The following is a 19,348-nucleotide window of genomic DNA, read 5'->3' as shown; positions in this document are numbered from 1 at the left end:
GCCGTGCGGCGGGGATTGCTGGTCGGGCTCACGGCAGCCAGCGTCGGCCTTCTGTACGGCTACGACCTGTCCAGCATCGCCGGCGCGCTGTCCGGCATCACCGATCAATTCCGGCTGACCACACCGCAGAAGGGGCTGCTGACGGCCACGGTGGTGGTCGGGCAGATCGCCGGCGCCCTGGCCGCCGGCGTGCTGGCCAACGCGATCGGTCGCAAGAAGTCGCTGGTGCTGACCACGCTGGGCTACCTGGTGTTCGCGCTGATGGGCGCGCTGTCGGTGTCGCTGCCGATGTTGCTGGTTGCCCGACTGCTGATGGGCCTGATGATCGGCGTGTCGATCGTGGTGGTACCGGTCTACGTGGCCGAGTCGGCCCCGGCCGACGTCCGCGGCTCGTTGGCGACGGTCTACCAGTTCACCACGGTCAGCGGGGTCATCCTCGGGTACCTGTCCGGTTCCTTCCTGGCACGCACGCATGGCTGGCACTGGATCCTGGGGCTGGCCGCCATCCCCGCCGCGTTGCTGCTGCCGGCGCTGCTGCGCGTGCCCGACACGGCGCGGTGGTACCTGCTCAAGGGCCGCGTCGACGACGCGCGCCGCGCGCTGCTGCAGGTGGAACCAGGATCGGCCGTCGACGAGGAGCTGGCCGAAATCGCCGGTGCCGCTGAGCAAGAAAGCGGCGGCGGGGTAGCCGACATGCTGCGACGGCCCTACCTGCGAGCCACCGTCTTCGTGGTCGCCCTCGGCTTTCTCATGCAGATCACCGGGATCAACGGGATCATCTACTTCAGCCCGACGCTGTTCCGGCCCATGGGTTTTCCCGAGGACTTCGCGTTGTTGCTGTCGGCGGCGGTGCAGCTCGGCGGTCTGGCGGCGGTGGGTGCCGCCCTGTTCCTGGTCGATCGGTTGGGACGGCGCCCAATCCTGTTGTCCGGCATCGCCACAATGCTGGTCGCCGACCTGCTCCTGGTCTGCGTCTACGCCAGCGACTGGGGCAAGACCGGCGTCGGGCCGTTCGTGGGCTTCGCCGGGGTGTTTCTGTTCATCACCGGCTTCGACTTCAGTTTCGGCTCGCTGGTGTGGGTGTATGCCGGCGAGAGCTTCCCGTCCCAGCTGCGGTCCATCGGGTCCAGCACCATGCTCACGGCGAACCTCGTGGGCAACACGATCGTCGCCGCGGGGTTCCTGCCGATGCAGGATTCCCTCGGCCTCGCAGGCGCTTTCGGGGTGTTCGCGTTCTTCGCGGTGATCAGCTTCGTCGTGATGTACCGGTATGCGCCGGAGACCAAAGGCCGCCAGCTGGAAGAGATCCGGCACTTCTGGGAGAACGGCGGCAAGTGGCAATAATCACGGCGGGCGCCATGGTGTTGGACGGACAGCTCTGCCGGCCGGGCTGGCTGCAGACGTCCGGCCGGCGGATCCTCGGCTGCGGCGCCGGCCCCGCTCCCCGGCCGGCCGACTTCGACTTCCCCGATTCCGTTGTGGTGCCCGGCTTTATCGACATGCATGTGCACGGCGGCGGCGGGGCGTCCTACACCGAGTCCGTTCCCGGGCCCTACCCCGACGCCTGCGACGAGGCCGCCGAGTTTCACCGCCGGCACGGCACCACCACCACGCTGGCCAGCCTGGTCACCGCAGGCCCGGATGACCTGATCGCCGGCGTGCGAACGCTGGCCGACGCCGCGCGCGCAGGCGTGATCGCCGGCGTCCACCTGGAGGGGCCGTGGCTGAGCCCGTCACGGTGCGGGGCGCACGACCCGGCGCTGATGCGCGACCCGGACCCCGCCGAAGTCGACGCGGTGCTCGCCGCGGGTGCCGACACGATCCGAATGGTCACGCTGGCGCCCGAGCGGCCCGGCTGCGACGCCGCGATCCGGCGGTTCCTGGACGCGGGCGTCGTTGTCGCCGTGGGTCATACGAACGCGACCTACGAGCAGACCCGGGATGCCATCGCGTCGGGCGCCACCGTCGGCACGCATCTGTTCAACGCCATGCCGCCGCTGAACCATCGCGAGCCGGGGCCGGTGCTGGCGCTGCTGAACGACCCGCGCGTGACCGTCGAACTGATCGCCGACGGCGTGCACGTGCACCCCGACGTGGTGCGCGCGGTGATCGCCTGCGCCCGCCCCGACCGGGTCGCCCTGGTCACCGACGCCATGGCCGCGGCGGGCTGCGACGACGGCGAGTTCCTGCTGGGCGGGGTCCGCGTGGACGTCGTGTCCGGGGTGGCGCGGGTGCGTGGGACCACGACGATCGCCGGCAGCACCGCCACCATGGACCGGCTGTTCCGCACGGTGGCGGGATCGGGATCGGACGCGGAACTGGCTGCCGCGGTGCAGATGACGTCGGCCACGCCGGCGCGGACGCTCGGGCTCGACGGCGTGGGCACGCTGCGGCCGGGGTATGACGCCGACTTGGTGGTGCTGGACGGTGCATTGCAGGTGGCCGCGGTCATGGTCAAAGGCGAGTGGGGGGGATACCCAAACGGCGTTTGTTAGGGTCGGATTCAACATTATCCGGACGAGGGGCACCGTACCCGGCCACGCAAAGACGGCGCTGCGGAGGTGTTCGGTGGCTTGGCTTGTCTTGGTCGCGTCGGGAGTGCTGGAGGCAGTGTGGGCGACCGCCCTGCACAAATCGGTCGGATTCTCCCGATTGGGTCCGTCGCTGCTTTTTGCTGTCGCGCTGGCGTTCTCGATGCTGGGGCTCGCGACGGCAATGCGCAGCCTGCCCGCCAGCACCAGCTACGCGGTATGGGTCGGCATCGGGGCCGTGCTGACGGTCGCGTACGCGATGCTGACCGGCGCCGAACCCGCGTCGGCGATCAAGGCCGCGCTGATTGTGGGGCTCGTCGGCTGCGTCGTCGGCCTCAAAATCGCCGGCTAGCGGCGCCAATGCATCAGGCGTGAAAACGTCAGCGCGCCAAGGGCTCCCGCGAAGACCGCGGCCGCGGCCTGCCGGGTGGTCAGACCTTCGTCGATCTGGATGCGCGGCGAAATGATCGCGGGCGCAGGCGGATCGACGGACTTGGCCCGCGGATCGGTGGACGCCGTCGCCCCCCACGCGGCAGAGAAGAGCACGAGAAAGCCGGTGATATAGGCGAATACCATCAGCCCGATCACCGGGCCGAAGGTGCGGCCCGCGGGGCTGCCGGTGACCGCCGAGAGATAGATCGAGCCGAGCTGCTTGAACGCCTCGAACCCGATTGCCGCCATCCAACCCGCCCGCATCGAGGCGACCAGGGGAACCTTTTCGCGCGGCAACCGGGCGATCATCCACGTGAACAACAACCACGAGACCAACATCGACACCGCGAACGAGACGAAACGGAAGATGTCGTCGAAAACCGAAAATTCTGGAATGCCAAACCATTTAAGGACCGCGGCCATCGGCCGGGAGTGGCTGAGGGCGGACAGCACGATGGTCGCCAGCATGACCACGAATGTGCCCAGCATCGCGAGCAGGTCGGAGATCTTGTTGCGCAAATAGCCCGGTGAGTCGATGCGCCGCTCCCACCACATCTCGGTCAGCGCCCCCCGCAGATGGGATATCCAGCCCAGGCCCGCCCAGCCCGCAGTCGCCAGGCCGATCACGCCGACCGACGCGCGCGAATCGATGGCCCGGTTGATCAAATCGATGATCTGGTGCGACATCTGGCCGGTGAAGGCGTCCATGATGTGCGCGTCGATCGTGTGTCGCCATTTGGGCTGCTGGGCGAGCAGGAACCCGATGACCGAGAAGGTGACCATCAGCAACGGGAAGAGCGCGAAGATCGTGTAGTAGGAAAGGGCGGCCGCGAAGAAGGTGCCGTGGCGCTCGTCGAAGCGCTTATAGGCGCGCACCAGATGGTCCAACCACCCGTACCGAGCCCGCAACCGGTCGAAGAATCCCGGCTCGGCCGGCTTGGCCGGCTCGGCCTGCTCGTTCATGGACCACCTATTCCCGTTGCGGAGGGAAGCCTAAACGATCGTAGACCCGGGAAACGGTTTTGCTGGCGACCTCGTTGGCCCGCTGTGCCCCGGCGGCCAGCAGGGCCTCCAATTCGGCGGGATCGGCGGTCAGTTCGTCGACGCGGGACTTGATCGGGCGGACGAATTCGACAACGACCTCCGCGGTGTCCTTTTTCAGGTCGCCGTAGCCGCGGCCCGCGTAGCCGTCGACGAGGGCGTCGACGTCCGCCCCGGTGAGGGCGGACTGGATGCTCAGCAGGTTCGAGATGCCGGGCTTGGCGTCCGGGTCGTACCGGATCTCGCGTTCGCTGTCGGTCACCGCCGAGCGAATCTTCTTGGCGGACAACGCCGGATCGTCCAGCAGATTGATCAGCCCGGCGTCGCTGCTGGCCGACTTGCTCATCTTCGCCGTCGGGTCCTGCAGGTCGTAGATTTTGGCGGTGACCTTGCGGACCAGCACGTCGGGGACGACGAAAGTGCCAGGGAAGCGGCCGTTGAATCGTTGCGCGATGTCTCGCGCCAACTCCAAGTGCTGACGCTGGTCCTCCCCCACCGGGACCAGATCGGTGTCGTAGGCCAGCACGTCGGCGGCCTGCAACACCGGGTAGGTGAACAGCCCGACGCTGGTGGAGTCGCCGCCCTGGCGCGTCGACTTGTCCTTGAACTGCGTCATGCGCGACGCCTGGCCGAAGCCGGTGAAGCAGCCCAGCACCCACGCCAGCTGGGAGTGCGCGGGCACGTGACTCTGCACGAAGACGGTGCTGCGGGCCGGGTCGATGCCCAGCGCCAGATATTGCGCGGCGGTCAGCAGGATTCGACGACGCAGCTCCTTCGGGTCCTGCGGGATGGTGATGGCGTGCAGATCGGCCACGAAGAAGAACGACTCATAGTCGTCCTGCAGCGGCACCCACTGCATCACGGCGCCCAGCGCGTTGCCGAGATGCAGCGAATCGGACGTGGGCTGAATGCCGGAGAAGATGCGGCGGGATCCGGTTGCGGTGCTCATGATGCCGTTGATCTTTTCACGCGCCGAGCGCCCCGCCCGCACACGCTTGCGATACCAGCGGTACCGCATTTACTGTCGGCGTTATGACACTTCGCCGTGCGCCCATCCACCTGGGCCCCAAGGACGGCTCGGCCGAGCCGGTCCTGCTGCTGCATCCATTTCTGCTGTCCCAGGCGGTATGGGAGACGGTGGCCCAGCAACTGGCCGACACCGGCAACTACGAGGTCTTCGCCCCGACCCTGGCCGGCCACAACGGCGGGCCACGCGCCGGCACCTGGTTCCTGAGTTCGAGCGTGCTCGCCGATCACGTGGAGCGGCAGATGGACGAACTGGGCTGGGAGACCGCCCACATCGTCGGCAACTCGCTGGGCGGCTGGGTCGCGTTCGAGCTGGATTCGCGCGGGCGGGCGCGCAGCGTCACCGGCATCGCCCCGGCCGGCGGCTGGACGCGCTGGAGCCCCGTCAAGTTCGAGGTGATCGCCAAGTTCATCCTGGGTGTCCCGCTGCTGGCGCTGGCCTGGCTGCTCGGGCCGCGGGTGATGGCGCTGCCGTTCAGCCGCCGACTGGCGACGTACGCGATCAGCGCCTCACCGGACGGGGTCAGCGAGCCCGAACTGCTCGGCTGCATCGATGACGTCGCGCATTGCCCCGCCTACCTGCAGCTGCTGGTCAAGGCCACGCTGCTGCACGGCCTGCGTGAGCTTACCCGCAACGCCGTCCCGGTCCAGCTGGTGATGTGCGAGAAGGACCGGGTGATCCCGTCGCCCAGGTTCACGCGGCACTTCCTGAGCCACCTGCCGCCCGGTCATAAGGTGAGCCAGCTCGACGGGGTGGGCCACGTTCCGATGTTCGAGGCCCCCGGCCGCGTTACCGAGGTGATCCACGACTTCCTCGAGGAGCACATCAATCCCGCGCGGGTGATCGACCCACCCGCGAGTTAACCGCGCCCTACTAGCGGAATTGGCACCGACTCGTCGGCATGCGATACGCTCCAGTTCGGTCATGAGCGCCAGCGTTAAGCCCCGGCTTGCTGGCCGGCAACCCTCCAACCGCGGTGGGGTGCCCCGGGTGATGACCAGGTTGAGTAGCCCATGAAGCGGCTACACGGCAAGCGCGGGTCCGCCATAACGGGCCCCTGAGCCAGACAGGGGACACTTCTGATGAGCACCGACGGCAATACCGACGGCACCGAGGCCGATCCGACCGCGCATTGGTCGTTCGAGACCAAGCAGGTGCACGCGGGCCAGCAGCCCGATCCCACCACCAACGCCCGCGCGCTGCCGATCTACCAGACCACGTCGTACACGTTCGACAGCGTCGCGCACGCCGCCGCGCTGTTCGGGCTCGAGGAGCCGGGCAACATCTACACCCGGATCGGCAACCCGACCACCGATGTCGTCGAGCAGCGCATCGCCGCTCTGGAGGGCGGCGTGGCCGCGCTGTTCCTGAGCTCCGGTCAGGCCGCGGAAACGTTCGCCATCCTGAACCTGGCGGCCGCGGGTGATCACATCGTGTCCAGCCCACGCCTGTACGGCGGCACCTACAACCTGTTCCACTACTCGCTGCCCAAGCTCGGCATCGAGGTCAGCTTCGTCGAGGACGCGGACAGCCTGGACTCGTGGCAGGCGGCGGTGCGGCCGAACACCAAGGCGTTCTTCGCCGAGACCATCTCCAACCCGCAGATCGACGTGCTGGACATCCCCGGCGTCGCGGAGGTCGCCCACCGCAACGGGGTGCCCCTGATCGTCGACAACACCATCGCCACGCCCTACCTGATCCAGCCGTTCACGCAGGGCGCCGACATCGTGGTGCACTCGGCCACCAAGTACCTGGGTGGGCACGGCGCGGCGATCGCCGGGGTGATCGTCGACGGCGGAACCTTCGACTGGACGCAGGGCCGCTTCCCCGGCTTCACCACGCCCGACCCGAGCTATCACGGCGTGGTGTTCGCCGAGCTCGGGCCACCGGCGTTCGCTTTGAAGGCCCGCGTGCAGCTGCTGCGCGACCTCGGGTCGGCGGCCTCGCCGTTCAACGCGTTCCTGGTGGCACAGGGCCTCGAGACGCTGAGCCTGCGGATGGAACGGCACGTCGCCAACGCGCAGCGCGTCGCCGAGTACGTCGAAGGGCATGACGGCGTGCTGTCGGTGAATTACGCCGGGCTGCCGTCGTCGCCGTGGTACGAGCTGGGAAAGAAGCTGGCGCCCAAGGGAACCGGCGCCGTCCTGGCCTTCGAGCTGGCCGGCGGCGCCGACGCCGGCAAAGCGTTCGTGAACGCGCTGCAGCTGCACAGCCACGTCGCCAACATCGGTGACGTGCGCTCGCTGGTGATTCACCCGGCGTCGACGACGCACGCCCAGCTGAGCGCCGCCGAGCAACTGGCCACCGGCGTGACGCCGGGGCTGGTGCGGCTGGCCGTCGGGATCGAGCACATCGACGACATCCTGGCCGACCTGGAACTCGGCTTTGCCGCGGCCAGGAAGTTCAGCGGTGAATCGCAGTCCGTGGCCGCCGTCTGAGGTGTGACGTGACGATCTCCGACGTGCCCACCCAGACACTGCCCGAACAAGGTGTCGTCGGCTCAGTTGCTATCGGCTCGCTGAGGCTGGAAAACGGCGCGGTGCTCGACGACGTCAGCATCGCCGTGCAGCGCTGGGGCAAATTGTCGCCCACGCGCGACAACGTCGTGGTGGTGCTGCACGCGCTCACCGGCGATTCGCACATCACCGGCCCCGCAGGCCCCGGGCATCCCACGCCCGGCTGGTGGGACGGTGTGGCCGGGCCGGGCGCGGCGATCGACACCGACCGCTGGTGCGCGATCGCCACCAACGTGCTGGGCGGCTGCCGCGGCTCGACCGGGCCCAGCTCGCTGGCCCGCGACGGAAAGCCCTACGGGTCCAGGTTTCCGCTGATCACCGTGCGCGACCAGGTGCAGGCGGACATCGCCGCGCTGGCCGCGCTGGGAATAACCGAGGTGGCGGCCGTCGTTGGCGGTTCCATGGGCGGCGCCCGAGCGCTGGAATGGATTGTCGGCCACCCGAACCGGGTGCGGTCCGGCCTGCTGCTGGCCGTCGGGGCGCGCGCCACCGCCGACCAGATCGGCACCCAGACCACCCAGATCGCGGCCATCAAGGCCGACCCGAACTGGCAGGGCGGCGACTACTACGAGACCGGCCGGGCGCCCGATGACGGCCTGAAGATCGCCCGCCGCTTCGCGCACCTGACCTACCGCGGCGAGGTCGACCTCGACACCCGGTTCGCCAACCACGCGCAAGGCGGCGAGGACCTGGCGGCCGGCGGTCGCTACGCCGTGCAGAGCTACCTCGAATACCAGGGCGACAAGCTGCTGACGCGGTTCGACGCCGGCAGCTATGTGACGTTGACCGAGACGCTGAACAGCCACGACGTGGGCCGGGGGCGCGGCGGGGTGGCCGCGGCGCTGCGCGGCTGTCCGACTCCCGTGGTCGTCGGCGGCATCACGTCCGACCGGCTCTACCCGTTGCGCCTGCAGGAGGAGCTGGCCGAGTTGCTGCCCGGCTGCGCCGGCCTGCGGGTGGTGGAGTCCATGTCCGGGCACGACGGCTTCCTGGTGGAGACCGATGCCGTCGGCGAATTGATCCGCGAGACGTTGACTTTGGCCGACGGCGCGTGTCCACGATGACGCGCGCCAGGCAAGACCGCTCCAGGTCCTTCGGCTCGGCCGCCGCCGCCTACGAGCGCGGCCGCCCGACGTATCCGCCGGAAGCGATCGACTGGCTGTTGCCGCCCGGTGCACGCGACGTGCTCGACCTGGGGGCGGGTACCGGAAAGCTGACCACCAGGCTGGTCGAGCGCGGCCTGGATGTGGTGGCCGTCGACCCGATCCCGGAAATGCTGGAAGTGCTGCGCGCTTCGCTGCCGTCGACCGAGGCGCTGCTGGGCACCGCCGAAGAGATTCCGTTGCAGGACAACAGCGTCGACGCGGTGCTGGTCGCCCAGGCATGGCACTGGGTGGACCCCGAGCGGGCGATTCCCGAGGTGGCCCGGGTGCTCCGGCCGGGGGGCCGGCTGGGCCTGGTGTGGAACACTCGCGACGAACGGCTGGGCTGGGTGCGCGAGCTCAGCCAGATCATCGGCCGCGACGACGACCCATTGCGCGACCGGGCGACGCTGCCCGAGCCGTTCAGCGCGGTGGAACGCCATCAGGTGGAGTGGACGAATTACCTGACGCCGCAGGCGCTTATCGACCTGGTGGCGTCTCGCACATACTGCATCAACTCCCCGGCCGAGGTGCGCACCAAGACGCTGGACAAGGTGCGGGAGCTGCTCGCCACCCACTCGGCGCTGGCGAATGCCAACGGCCTGGCGCTGCCGTATGTCACCGTTTGCATCCGGGCGACGCTGGCGCAGTAGTTCACAGGCCGCGGCCGGTGAGCCAGTCGTCGATCCTTTCGGCGACCTGTTCCCAACCAGGTTCGAGCATCATGTTGTGTCCCATGTCCGGAAAGAACTCGGCCTCGGTGCCGTATGCGCTTGCCGTGGCGCGGATTTCGTCCTGGCTGAACATTGCGTCGTCCTCGGCGCCCAAGACCAGCAGCGGGGTGGTCACCCGCGCGGGCTTGGGCAGGTCGAGCATGGTCAGGTCGAGCGTCTGCCTTCCCGAGTACTCCTCGCCCAGCAACGTCGCGTAGCGCGCGACGTCTGCCTCTGGAGTGCGGGCCGAGTAGAAGTTCGCCCGGGCGGCCTTCGGTGTGCTGAACAGGCATCGCGACCTGCCCGTGACCATTGCCCTGGCCGCGCGCAACGGGTGGCGGCCCATGGCTCGGAACACCGCCCGCGCGCCGCCGCTCACCGGCATCGACGCCACCAGCACGCCGGCCGGCGCGCTGTGCGTCTCCAGATACTTCTGCACGAGCAGGCCGCCCATCGAGTGGCCTATGACGACCGGCCGTGCGGGAAGATCGTCGGCGACCGAGGCGACATCGCTGACCCAGTCCGCGACCGAACTCAACCTCGGGCGCTTCTTGTGGCTGTTTCCGTGGTTGCGGATGCTCAACGCGACGGCCTGATATCCCTTGTCCGCGAAGAAATCCAGGAAGTGCTCCGCCCAGCACCATGCCGCATGCCAGGAACCGTGGACGAACAGCAGCGGCGACGGGTGCTGCTCGGTGGTTGCGCCCTTCTCGATCACTTCGAGCATTGCGTGATAGTAGCTGGTTCGCCCTACTCGCCACGGTCGAAACGACGGAATCCAGGACGTGCTCGACGACACCGCGCACGTTCGAATATCCTCGTGCACAGAGTTTTTCGGTGGCGATGGCGACGTGGACTGACCCCGTCAACTCACTTCTCCGCCTTCGTCGTCGTCTCCGTCGCGTAAGAGTTTCTCGGGGTGATGGAACGTGTTGGTGCGGGGTTGGCCTCGGTCGAGGTGTGGGGGTGGGATCCATTCGGTTTGGCCGGCGGTGTTTTGGCGGGTGAGCCAACCGCCGGCGGCGAGCATGCGGTGATGCGGGCCGCAGCCCGGGGTGAGGTCGTTGATGTCGGTGACCCGGCATTTGGCGTAGTCGGTGACGTGGTGGACCTCGGTGTAGTAGGTGGGGACGTCGCAGCCCGGGGCCGTGCAGCCGCCGAATTTGGCGTGCAGCACCAGCCGCTGTGCGGGGGAGGCCAGCCGTTTGGTGTGATACAGCGCCAGCGATCTGCCGTGGTTGTCGAAGATGGCGAGGTAGTGGTGGGCGTGGCCGGCCAGCCGCAGCACATCACTCATGGGCAAGATGGTGCCGCCGCCGGTCAGCCCGCGGCCGGCGCCGGCTTCCAGCTCGGCCAGCGTGGTGGAGACCACGATCGACACCGGCAACCCGTGGTGGGAACCCAACTTCCCCGAGGCCAGCAGCGCCCGGTTGGCGGCCAGCAGCCCATCGTGATTGCGCTGACTGGCTGAGCGCCGGTCCTGCTCGATCGCCTCTTGGGACGGGGCGCCGTCCACACACGGCACCTGGTCTTCGTTGTTGCACATGCCCGGGGCGGCCAGCTTGGCCAACACCGCCTCCAGTGTCGCGCGCGCTTCCGGTGTCAGCAGCCCGCGCAGCTCTGACATGCCGTCGGCCTGCTGGCGGCCCAGGGTCAGCCCGCGCCGCCGGGCGCGGTCCTCATCGCGGTAGCTGCCCTCAGGGTTGAGGCAGTCGGTGAGGCGATCGGCCAGCTTCTCGAGCTGCTCGGGCCGAAACTGGGTGCCCTCCTTAGCCAGCCGCGCCTGCGCGCTCTCCCGGGTGGCGGCGTCCACACAGCTGGGCAGGCCGTGGACGAATTTGCGGATCACCGCCACCTGCTCGCCACCCAGGGTCCCCGCACGCTGGGCGGCCGCCGTCGCGGCCAGCGCGGGCGCCAACGGTTCCCCCGTCAACCCGCGCCGCGGCCCCAGCTCCGCGGCCGCGGCGATCCGCCGCCCCGCCTCGCTACGGCGGATCAACGTCCACTCCGCCACCGCGTAGGCCAGCTTGCCGCCCAACTCCTCCGCCGTGGCGGTCGCCGCCAGCTGGTTGAGCAGCGGATGCTCCACCGCGGGCAGGCGCCGGCGCACCCGCTCCACCCGCGCCAACACCCCCAACCGCTCGACCGTGTCCAGCGCCTCGAAGTCCAGACCCAACACGGCCTCCAGGGCGGCATCGAGCGCATCGAACGCCGCACCCACCACAGTCGAACTCATGTTCGAAACACTACGCCCGCCTACCGACAACAACGGCCGGGTTGGGACTCATGAAACGCAAGTGACACACGGGATCCGCGGGGTCGCGAAACCGCCCCTCAGCACTCCCCGAACCAGCACCGATGAGTGGGGCAATACGTCGAATGCGCCAGTCGCACCATCGATTCGACCTGTCCGTACGTCACTCCCCTGGCATCCAGGGTCGCGTGCACGTGCTGAGCGATCTGCTCCGGTGTCCACCCCAGCGTGAGGTCGTCGCAGATGATGTAACCCATGCCGACCATCGAATCGTCGTAATCTACCGGCCAGGTGAAACCGAGGCCGCGCAGCTGCGAGAGGTACGCGTCGTTTGTCGGATCGGCGTTCGCAACACCTGCGCCGGCCACGAGAGCGCAGAGCACGAAGGGGACGGCCAGCCACCGAGGCAGAGACATCCGCGCAGTCTGCGGCTGCAAAGCGGCCCAGACATGAAGACTGGCCGAACCGCGGAGAAAGCTTGCGGAAACTCAGAAGTCCAGGCCGGAGAACATGATCCGGTTGGGGTCGTACTTCTGCCGGACCGACGACAGCCGCGACAGGTTGCCACCGAAGTAGCGCGCCGCCGACGTGTTGGTCTCCAGGTAGTTGACGTAGCCGCCGGCCGAGAACTGCTGCACCGCTTGGTGTGCGGAGCTCAGCCACTTCGTGGCCACCGGCACGACGCTGGCGGACGGTTCGACGTACCACTGCAACACTGCCGACTGCCCCCGCCACGGAAAGGCCGTATCCGCCGCGCCGACGTCGTTCACGGCACCGCCCAGCGGGTCGATCAGCACCGACGCCCGTCCCCCGGACGCGGGCCACTGCCCTATCGCCGTCGCAATGGCATGAGCCGCAGCGGAATTCACGGTGGATATCACGTCGGAGCCGGCGACGAACCCACGCGGCGAGCTGGTCGAACTGCCGCCGGCCAGATACATCACCAGGTCCATGTGGCCCAGGGTTTTGGTCTGAACCGCGCTGGGCTGCACGCCAACCGCGGACTTCAGCGCGTCGACGACGCCCGAACCGGCCCCGGCCGGGCACGTCGCCAAAACGTGGCAGTTCGCCTGGCCGGCGCCCATCGACAGATCGACCATGCCCCAGGTGTCGCGGTCGGCCGCGTTCAGCCAGGACTGCCAGCCGGTGAGCACCTGCACCGTCGAAGCCGGCGGGAATTCGAGGCGCAACACGTCTTTGTCGGCGGTCGCGAACGTGGAGAACGTCATCGCCGTCGTCACCCCGAAGTTGCCACCGCCGCCGCCTCGAAGCGCCCAGAACAGATCCGGGTTGTCGTTGGCGGAGGCGGTGACAACGTCACCACTGGGCAGCACCACCGTCGCCGACTGCAGCGCGTCGGCGGTCAGGCCCGCGTGGCGGGAGTCCGCGCCCAGGCCGCCGCCCAGCGTCAGCCCGGCGACGCCGACGGTGGGGCACGAGCCCGTCGGGATGGCCCGGCCCGCGCCGGCCAACGCCTGGTGCACGGCATACAGCCCGGTGGCCGGGGTGACCGTGACATTGCCGCCGTCGAGATTGATCCCACCGGGCAGCTGACGAAGGTCGAGCACCATGGCCCCGTTGGCGGTCGACGCGCCGATGTAGGAGTGCCCGCCGCCGCGTGGGGCGATCTTCAGTTTGTTCGCGGTCGCGAAAGCGACCGCCTTCTGCACGTCGGACTGCGACGACGCGGTGACCACGGCCGCCGGGCTGGAACCGCTGTAGAGCGAGTTGAAAACCTGCTTGCCGGTAGCAAATTGGGAGCCGTTGGCCGGCAGCAGCACACTGCCGCCGATCGAGGAGGCCAGGCCGCTCCAGCCCCCGGGCGGGTCGGCGGCCGCCCGCATGGCCGGAAACATCACCCCCGCAGCCAGCGCCCCGACGGCGCCGCGAAGGAACGTTTGGCGCGACACTTCACGGCGCCGATCCTCAACCATTTCGCATCCCTGAAATCCTCTGCGCGCAGCCGTGTCTGGGTCCCTAGACAATCTCCCCGTCGAAGCGCCGAAGCGAAACGCTTAGTGCACAAACCTTTATCCCACCGTGTTGTAAACGTGACAGTGATAGATCAGAGTTCCTTAAGTGATTCGAGTGCCACATGTGCACTCTGCGACAAACTGGGGGGCTCAATGAAGGCACTGGCTGCTGCGCATCGGTGGATCTGGATGTTCCGCTATCAGCCGCTGACCATTCGGCTGTTCGCGGCGGCGGCCGGAATCCTCACCGCGACAGCGATATTGGCAGCACCGGCCCAGGCCAGCCCGCTCGACGATTCGTTCATCGGCGCCCTGAACAACGCCGGCGTCAACTACGGCGAGCCCGGCAACGCCGTGTCCCTGGGCCAGTCGGTGTGCCCCATGCTGTCGCAGCCGGGCGGAAACTTCGCGGCGGCCGCCGCGCGCGTGCGCGGCAACGGCGTATCACCGGAGATGGCCAACATGTTCACCAGGATCGCGATCTCCATGTACTGCCCGCAGATGATGGCCGACGTGGCCAACGGCAAGATGCCCAACCTGCCGAATATCCCAGGGATCTAGCGGTGATCGCGAGCGCGGCGCAGTCGGGCGAAACGCGAACCCGCAGGGTCTAACCCGTGCCCAGTGGGTCGATGGTCCACGCGACATAGTCCATCGCGGCCCCGACCGACGCGGTGGTGATGAAGTCGGTGCCTTTGCTGCGCACCACCAGCAGGCCGGCCCCGTCGTCGGACAACACCAGTCGCAGCACCGCGGCCACCCCGACGCCGATACCGATCAACAGGGCGCCGCGACGCCAGAAGTTGGCCCCCGCCAACACAAAAGCCGTCGCGAAGATCAGCCCGACCAACAGGATCGGCCACTGCGCCCGCGCCATGGACCGCAGGCTCATCGCCGTTCGGCCCGCTCGACGACGTTGGTCAGCAGAAACGCCCGGGTCAGCGGGCCGACGCCACCCGGGTTCGGCGACACGTGGCCGGCGACCCTCCACACGTCGGGATGCACGTCCCCGGTGAGCTTGCCGTCCACCCGGCTCACACCCACGTCGACGACGGCGGCGCCGGGACGCACCATGTCGGCGGTCAGCATATGCGGCACGCCGACGCCGGCGACGATGATGTCGGCCTGCCGGGTCAGCGCGGGTAGGTCGCGAGTTCCGGTGTGGCACAACGTGACCGTGGCATTCTCGGAGCGGCGGGTGAGCAGCAGCCCCAACGGCCGGCCCACCGTGACGCCGCGGCCGATCACAACGACGTGCGCGCCCGCGATCTCCACGTCGAACCGGCGCAGCAGGTGCACGATGCCGCGCGGCGTGCACGGCAGCGGAGCCGGATCCATCAGCACCAGCCGGCCCAGGTTGGTCGGGTGCAGGCCGTCGGCGTCCTTGTCCGGGTCCACCCGCTCGAGGGCCGCGTTCTCGTCCAGGTGCTTGGGCAGCGGCAGCTGCACGATGTAGCCGGTGCACTCCGGGTTGGCGTTGAGTTCGTCGATGGTGTCATCCAGCGTGGCCTGCGAGATGTCGGCAGGCAGGTCGCGGCGGATCGACGTGATGCCCACCTTGGCGCAGTCGGCGTGCTTGCCGCGGACGTACGCTTGTGACCCCGGATCGTCGCCGACGAGGATGGTGCCCAGCCCGGGCGTGCGGCCGTCAGCGGTCAGCGCCGCCACCCGTTCTGTCAGGTCGACGAAGATCTCGTCGCGGGTGGCCTTGCCGTCCAGCGTGATTGCGCCCACGCCGAACAGTCTTTCATGTCGCGCGCGGCACCCGATGATGGCGACCCGCGGCGCCCGGCTTCGCCGCGCTTGCGATCGGCGCGGCACCCGATGATGGCGACCCGCGGCGCCCGGCTTCGCCGCGCTTGCGACCGCCATTAGGCTCGCGGTATGTCTGCAGCCCCAGACGTGTTCAGTCCCGCCCAGCTTGGCCCGGTGACCCTGCGCAACCGGATCATCAAGGCCGCGACGTTCGAGGCGCGCACGCCCGACGCGCTGGTCACCGACGACCTGATCGAATATCACCGCCTGCCCGCCGCGGGCGGCGTCGGCATGACGACGGTCGCCTACTGCGCGGTCTCGCAGGGCGGGCGCACCGGGGGCAACGGCCTCTGGATGCGTCCGGAGGCGGTGCCCGGGCTGCGTCGGCTCACCGAAACGATCCACGCCGAGGGCGCGGCGGTCAGCGCGCAGATCGGTCACGCCGGCCCCGTCGCCGACGCCCGCTCCAACAAGGCCACCGCGCTGGCGCCGGTGCGGTTCTTCAACCCGATCGGCATGAAGTTCGCCCGCAAAGCCAGTCGCGAGGACATCGACGACGTGCTGGCCGACCACGCCAACGCGGCCCGCCTGGCGGTAGAGGCGGGCTTCGACGCCGTCGAGATCCACCTGGGCCACAACTATCTGGCGAGCTCGTTCCTGTCGCCGCTGATCAACCGGCGCGACGACGAGTTCGGCGGATCGTTGGCGAACCGGGCCAAGGTGGCGCGCGGGTTGGTGCTGGCGGTCAAGCGCGCCGTCGGCAACCAGATCGCGGTCACGGCCAAACTCAACATGGCCGACGGCGTGCGCGGCGGGATCTCCACCGAGGAGTCGCTGATCACCGCCAAGTGGTTGGAGGAAGACGGCGGGCTGGACGCGATCGAGCTGACCGCGGGCAGTTCGCTGGTCAACCCCATGTATCTGTTCCGCGGTAACGCGCCCATCAAGGAATTCGCCGGCGCCTTCAAGCCCCCGGTGCGCTGGGGCATGCGGATGACGGGCAAGAAGTTCCTGCGCGAGTATCCCTACCGGGAGGCCTACCTACTGCGCGACGCCAAGCTGTTCCGCGCCGAACTGAAGATGCCGCTGATCCTGCTCGGCGGCATCACCAACCGGGACACCATGGACCTGGCCATGGCGGAGGGCTTTCAGTTCGTCGCGATGGCCCGGGCGCTGCTGGCCGAACCGGATCTGATCAACCGCCTCAAAAACGACGCTGACCAGGCGCATTCCGCCTGCACGCACTGCAATCTGTGCATGCCGACGATCTACAGCCGCACCCACTGTGTGGTCACCGGCGCGCCGGACCGGCTCGCGCCGGAACACCGACTCACTTAAGACTCAAATAGATACTCAAATGTTGCAGTTGTTGAGCAGGGATCACCCGCTAAAGTTGGGTCGATGACTCCCCCTGCCCCGCCTGCGCTGACCGTCCGGCACGACGGTTCGGAGCGGACGTTCGCAGCAGGCCACGACGTCGTGGTTGGACGCGACCTCCGGGCCGACATGCGCATCACGCATCCCCTGATCTCCCGTGCCCACCTGCTGCTCCGCTTCGATCAGGGCCGGTGGCTGGCGATCGACAACGGCTCGCTCAACGGCACCTACGCCAACGGCCGCCGCGTACCCGTGGTCGACATCCGCGACGGCCAAACCGTCAACATCGGAAACCCGGACGGCCCGGCGCTGACGTTCGAGATCGGTCGCCACCACGGGATGGCCGGGCGCCCGCCGCAGACCTCGGGGATGCGCATCCCCTCCATGGCGGGGCCTCCTGGCGCACCGCCACGGCCCGGACAGCAACCGCCCCGCGGCGCCCCGCCGCGCCCCGGTGGCCCTCCCGGACACCCGGGCGGCGGACGACCGCCGTACCCGCCCGGCCCCGGAGGCGGCTACGGGCCGTCGTCCCCGGCGTATGAGGCGGCCCCGCGCACCGAGCTGGAGCCCGCGCTCTCGCGGCCGCCGGAGGCGGGCAACATCGCGACGAAGATGTTCAACGCGCTGGTCCCGGGCCGCTCCGCGGCGCCGAACGCTCCGGCCGGCGCGGCCAGCATCGGCCGCGCGACTGACAACGACATCGTCATCCAGGACGTTCTGGCGTCGCGCCACCACGCATTCCTGACCCGGACCCCGCTGGGCAGCGAGATTCGTGACAACAACAGCGTCAACGGCACATTCGTCAACGGCGTCCGGGTGGGCTCGGCGATCCTGGCCGAGGGCGACGTGGTCACCATCGGCAACGTCGACCTCGTGTTCAGCGGCGACAACCTGGTCCGCCGCACCGCCGCGGCGACCCGCACCGGCGGCCTCGAGGTGAACTCCGTCTGCTTCGTCGTCGACAAGGGCAAGCAGCTGCTGGACCACATCTCGCTGACCGCCCGGCCCGGCACGCTGACCGCCATCGTCGGCGGGTCCGGCGCCGGCAAGAGCACGCTGTCCCGGCTGATCGCCGGCTACACGAGCCCCAGCGAAGGCACCGTGCTCTTCGAGGGCCATAACATCCACACCGAGTACGCATCCATGCGCAGCCGGATCGGGATGGTCCCGCAGGACGACGTCGTGCACCGCCAGCTGACCGTCAACCAGGCCCTCGGCTACGCCGCCGAGCTGCGCCTTCCGCCCGACACCAGCAAACAGGAGCGCTCGCAGGTCGTCGCCCAGGTCCTCGAAGAGCTCGAGATGACCAAGCACGCCGACACCCGCGTGGACAAGCTGTCCGGCGGTCAGCGCAAGCGCGCCTCGGTGGCGCTGGAGCTGCTGACCCAGCCGTCGCTGCTGTTGCTCGACGAGCCGACGTCCGGTCTGGACCCGGCGCTGGACCGGCAGGTGATGCTGATGCTGCGCCAACTCGCCGACGCCGGCCGCGTGGTGACCGTGGTGACCCACTCGATCTCCTACCTCGACGTCTGCGACCAGATCCTGCTGCTGGCGCCCGGCGGAAAGGTCGCGTTCTGCGGCCCGCCGGACCAGGTCGAGGCCGCCATGGGCACCCGCAACTGGGCCGACATCTTCGCCAAGGTCGGCGCCGACCCGGACGAGGCCAACCGCCGCTTCAAGGAGCGCGGCGGCGGTCAGCAACAGCAGGTGTCGGCCGCGCAGGCGGGTCCGGCCGATCTGGGCGAACCGCCGAAGACCGGGCTGATGCGCCAGCTCTCGACGATTGCGCGCCGCCAGGTTCGGCTCGTCGTCTCCGACCGCGGCTACACCATCTTCCTGACCCTACTGCCGTTCCTGATGGGCCTGCTGGCGATGACGGTAAAGGGTGACAATCCTGGCTTTGGCAAAGCGGACATGATGGGTCCCGCACCCACACAGCCGCAGCAGATCATGATGATATTGACCATCGCCGGGGTCTTCATGGGCACCGCCCTGACCATCCGTGACCTCATCGGCGAACGTCCCATCTTCAAGCGCGAGCAGGCCGTCGGCCTGTCCACCACCGCATATCTGCTGGCCAAGGTGGTGGTCTTCTCCGCCTTTGCGACGGCGCAGGCGGCGATCGCGACGGGCATCGTGATCCTCGGCAAGGACGCGCCGCCGACCAAGCCTCCATTCTTCGGCGACGCCAGCTTGTCGCTGTTCATCACCGTCGCATTCGCGTGTGTTGCGTCGGCGATGTTCGGCCTGATGCTGTCGGCCTGGGCGAATTCCAGCGAGCAGATCATGCCGATGCTGGTGGTGTCGATCATGTCCCAGTTCGTGCTGTGCGGCGCACTGATCGCGGTGTACCAACGCACCGGCCTGGATCAACTCTCCTGGCTCACCCCGGCGCGCTGGGGATTCGCGGCGATGTCGGCGTCGGTCGACTTTCCCAACCTGGTGACGATGAAACAGCTGCCGCTGGACGATCCGATCTGGCAGCACAAGACACACATCCTGCTGTTCGACCTGGGCATGCTCGTGCTGCTGTCGATCCTCTACTTCTGCATCATCCGGTGGAAAATCCGGCTCAAGAGCCACTGAC

General features: G+C 68.6%; 17 protein-coding genes, 1 pseudogene and 2 riboswitches. Of the genes and pseudogenes, 10 read left to right on the top strand and 8 right to left on the bottom strand.

Annotated features, from left to right (window positions below; all coding sequences use genetic code 11):
- Positions 1-3: 3 nt before the first annotated feature.
- From AC5Y5V_RS25320 to AC5Y5V_RS25310, 3 genes are all read left to right on the top strand, one after another.
- The gene (locus AC5Y5V_RS25320; RefSeq protein WP_499940700.1) at positions 4-1,344 is read left to right on the top strand and encodes a sugar porter family MFS transporter; all 1,341 of its coding nucleotides are present in this window, start codon (positions 4-6) and stop codon (positions 1,342-1,344) included.
- Positions 1,335-2,495 (top strand): N-acetylglucosamine-6-phosphate deacetylase, encoded by a 1,161-nt coding sequence (gene nagA / locus AC5Y5V_RS25315; protein WP_499940699.1) that lies wholly within the window; start codon positions 1,335-1,337, stop codon positions 2,493-2,495. The genes AC5Y5V_RS25320 and nagA overlap by 10 nt, the downstream gene beginning before the upstream one ends.
- Positions 2,496-2,557, top strand: a riboswitch (guanidine-III (ykkC-III) riboswitch).
- Between the two features lie 11 nt (positions 2,558-2,568).
- Positions 2,569-2,883 carry a DMT family transporter gene (locus tag AC5Y5V_RS25310; RefSeq protein WP_499940698.1) on the top strand — a complete coding sequence of 105 codons (315 nt, stop codon included), beginning with the start codon at positions 2,569-2,571 and terminating at the stop codon, positions 2,881-2,883.
- Here the strand turns inward: AC5Y5V_RS25310 and yhjD are convergent.
- Both yhjD and trpS read right to left on the bottom strand, forming a co-directional pair.
- The gene (yhjD, locus tag AC5Y5V_RS25305; RefSeq protein ID WP_499940697.1) at positions 2,880-3,926 is read right to left on the bottom strand and encodes an inner membrane protein YhjD; all 1,047 of its coding nucleotides are present in this window, start codon (positions 3,924-3,926) and stop codon (positions 2,880-2,882) included. The genes AC5Y5V_RS25310 and yhjD overlap by 4 nt on opposite strands.
- Positions 3,927-3,933: 7 nt before the next feature.
- A complete protein-coding gene (gene trpS / locus AC5Y5V_RS25300) occupies positions 3,934-4,953 on the bottom strand; it encodes a tryptophan--tRNA ligase (protein WP_499940696.1) in 1,020 nt (339 codons plus the stop codon).
- Positions 4,954-5,096: 143 nt separating this feature from the next.
- Between trpS and ephH the strand changes: the two genes are divergently transcribed.
- From ephH to AC5Y5V_RS25280, 4 genes are all read left to right on the top strand, one after another.
- Entirely contained in the window at positions 5,097-5,894 is a 798-nt protein-coding gene (ephH, locus tag AC5Y5V_RS25295) for an epoxide hydrolase EphH (protein WP_499940711.1), read from the top strand.
- A 57-nt stretch (positions 5,895-5,951) separates the two neighbouring features.
- A riboswitch (SAM riboswitch) is annotated at positions 5,952-6,073 on the top strand.
- 40 nt (positions 6,074-6,113) lie between these two features.
- Positions 6,114-7,469 carry a bifunctional o-acetylhomoserine/o-acetylserine sulfhydrylase gene (locus tag AC5Y5V_RS25290; protein WP_499940695.1) on the top strand — a complete coding sequence of 452 codons (1,356 nt, stop codon included), beginning with the start codon at positions 6,114-6,116 and terminating at the stop codon, positions 7,467-7,469.
- Positions 7,470-7,477: 8 nt separating this feature from the next.
- Positions 7,478-8,611, top strand: coding sequence for a homoserine O-acetyltransferase MetX (gene metX / locus AC5Y5V_RS25285; RefSeq protein WP_499940694.1), 1,134 nt, complete (start codon positions 7,478-7,480; stop codon positions 8,609-8,611).
- Positions 8,608-9,342: a class I SAM-dependent methyltransferase gene (locus AC5Y5V_RS25280; RefSeq protein ID WP_499940693.1), complete on the top strand. Its 735-nt coding sequence runs from the start codon at positions 8,608-8,610 to the stop codon at positions 9,340-9,342. The genes metX and AC5Y5V_RS25280 overlap by 4 nt, the downstream gene beginning before the upstream one ends.
- 1 nt (position 9,343) lies before the next feature.
- Here AC5Y5V_RS25280 and AC5Y5V_RS25275 read toward each other — a convergent pair whose 3' ends face one another.
- From AC5Y5V_RS25275 to AC5Y5V_RS25260, 4 genes are all read right to left on the bottom strand, one after another.
- The gene (locus AC5Y5V_RS25275) at positions 9,344-10,129 is read right to left on the bottom strand and encodes an alpha/beta hydrolase (RefSeq protein WP_499940692.1); all 786 of its coding nucleotides are present in this window, start codon (positions 10,127-10,129) and stop codon (positions 9,344-9,346) included.
- Between the two features lie 138 nt (positions 10,130-10,267).
- On the bottom strand, positions 10,268-11,638 hold the full coding sequence (locus AC5Y5V_RS25270) for an HNH endonuclease signature motif containing protein (RefSeq protein ID WP_499940691.1): 1,371 nt from the start codon (positions 11,636-11,638) through the stop codon (positions 10,268-10,270).
- A 98-nt stretch (positions 11,639-11,736) separates the two neighbouring features.
- Positions 11,737-12,072: a DUF732 domain-containing protein gene (locus AC5Y5V_RS25265; RefSeq protein ID WP_499940690.1), complete on the bottom strand. Its 336-nt coding sequence runs from the start codon at positions 12,070-12,072 to the stop codon at positions 11,737-11,739.
- Positions 12,073-12,144: 72 nt separating this feature from the next.
- Positions 12,145-13,590 (bottom strand): FAD-dependent oxidoreductase, encoded by a 1,446-nt coding sequence (locus AC5Y5V_RS25260; RefSeq protein ID WP_499940689.1) that lies wholly within the window; start codon positions 13,588-13,590, stop codon positions 12,145-12,147.
- 192 nt (positions 13,591-13,782) lie between these two features.
- Between AC5Y5V_RS25260 and AC5Y5V_RS25255 the strand changes: the two are divergent.
- Positions 13,783-14,184, top strand: a pseudogene (locus tag AC5Y5V_RS25255) (DUF732 domain-containing protein); the annotation flags it as partial.
- A gap of 55 nt (positions 14,185-14,239) precedes the next feature.
- On the opposite strand, the gene AC5Y5V_RS25250 reads toward AC5Y5V_RS25255, so the two are convergent.
- Positions 14,240-14,521 carry a DUF3017 domain-containing protein gene (locus AC5Y5V_RS25250; protein ID WP_499940688.1) on the bottom strand — a complete coding sequence of 94 codons (282 nt, stop codon included), beginning with the start codon at positions 14,519-14,521 and terminating at the stop codon, positions 14,240-14,242.
- A complete protein-coding gene (locus tag AC5Y5V_RS25245; RefSeq protein ID WP_499940687.1) occupies positions 14,518-15,363 on the bottom strand; it encodes a bifunctional methylenetetrahydrofolate dehydrogenase/methenyltetrahydrofolate cyclohydrolase in 846 nt (281 codons plus the stop codon). The genes AC5Y5V_RS25250 and AC5Y5V_RS25245 overlap by 4 nt, the downstream gene beginning before the upstream one ends.
- A 150-nt stretch (positions 15,364-15,513) precedes the next feature.
- Here AC5Y5V_RS25245 and AC5Y5V_RS25240 point away from each other — a divergent pair, with 150 nt between their 5' ends.
- Positions 15,514-16,722: an NADH:flavin oxidoreductase gene (locus tag AC5Y5V_RS25240; RefSeq protein ID WP_499940686.1), complete on the top strand. Its 1,209-nt coding sequence runs from the start codon at positions 15,514-15,516 to the stop codon at positions 16,720-16,722.
- 63 nt (positions 16,723-16,785) lie between these two features.
- Complete coding sequence (locus AC5Y5V_RS25235) at positions 16,786-19,347, top strand: ATP-binding cassette domain-containing protein (protein WP_499940685.1); 2,562 nt, start codon at positions 16,786-16,788, stop codon at positions 19,345-19,347.
- Position 19,348: the final 1 nt, after the last annotated feature.

Source organism: Mycobacterium sp. NGS68, assembly GCF_059812195.1.
This window is presented reverse-complemented; position numbering and strand designations above follow the sequence as displayed.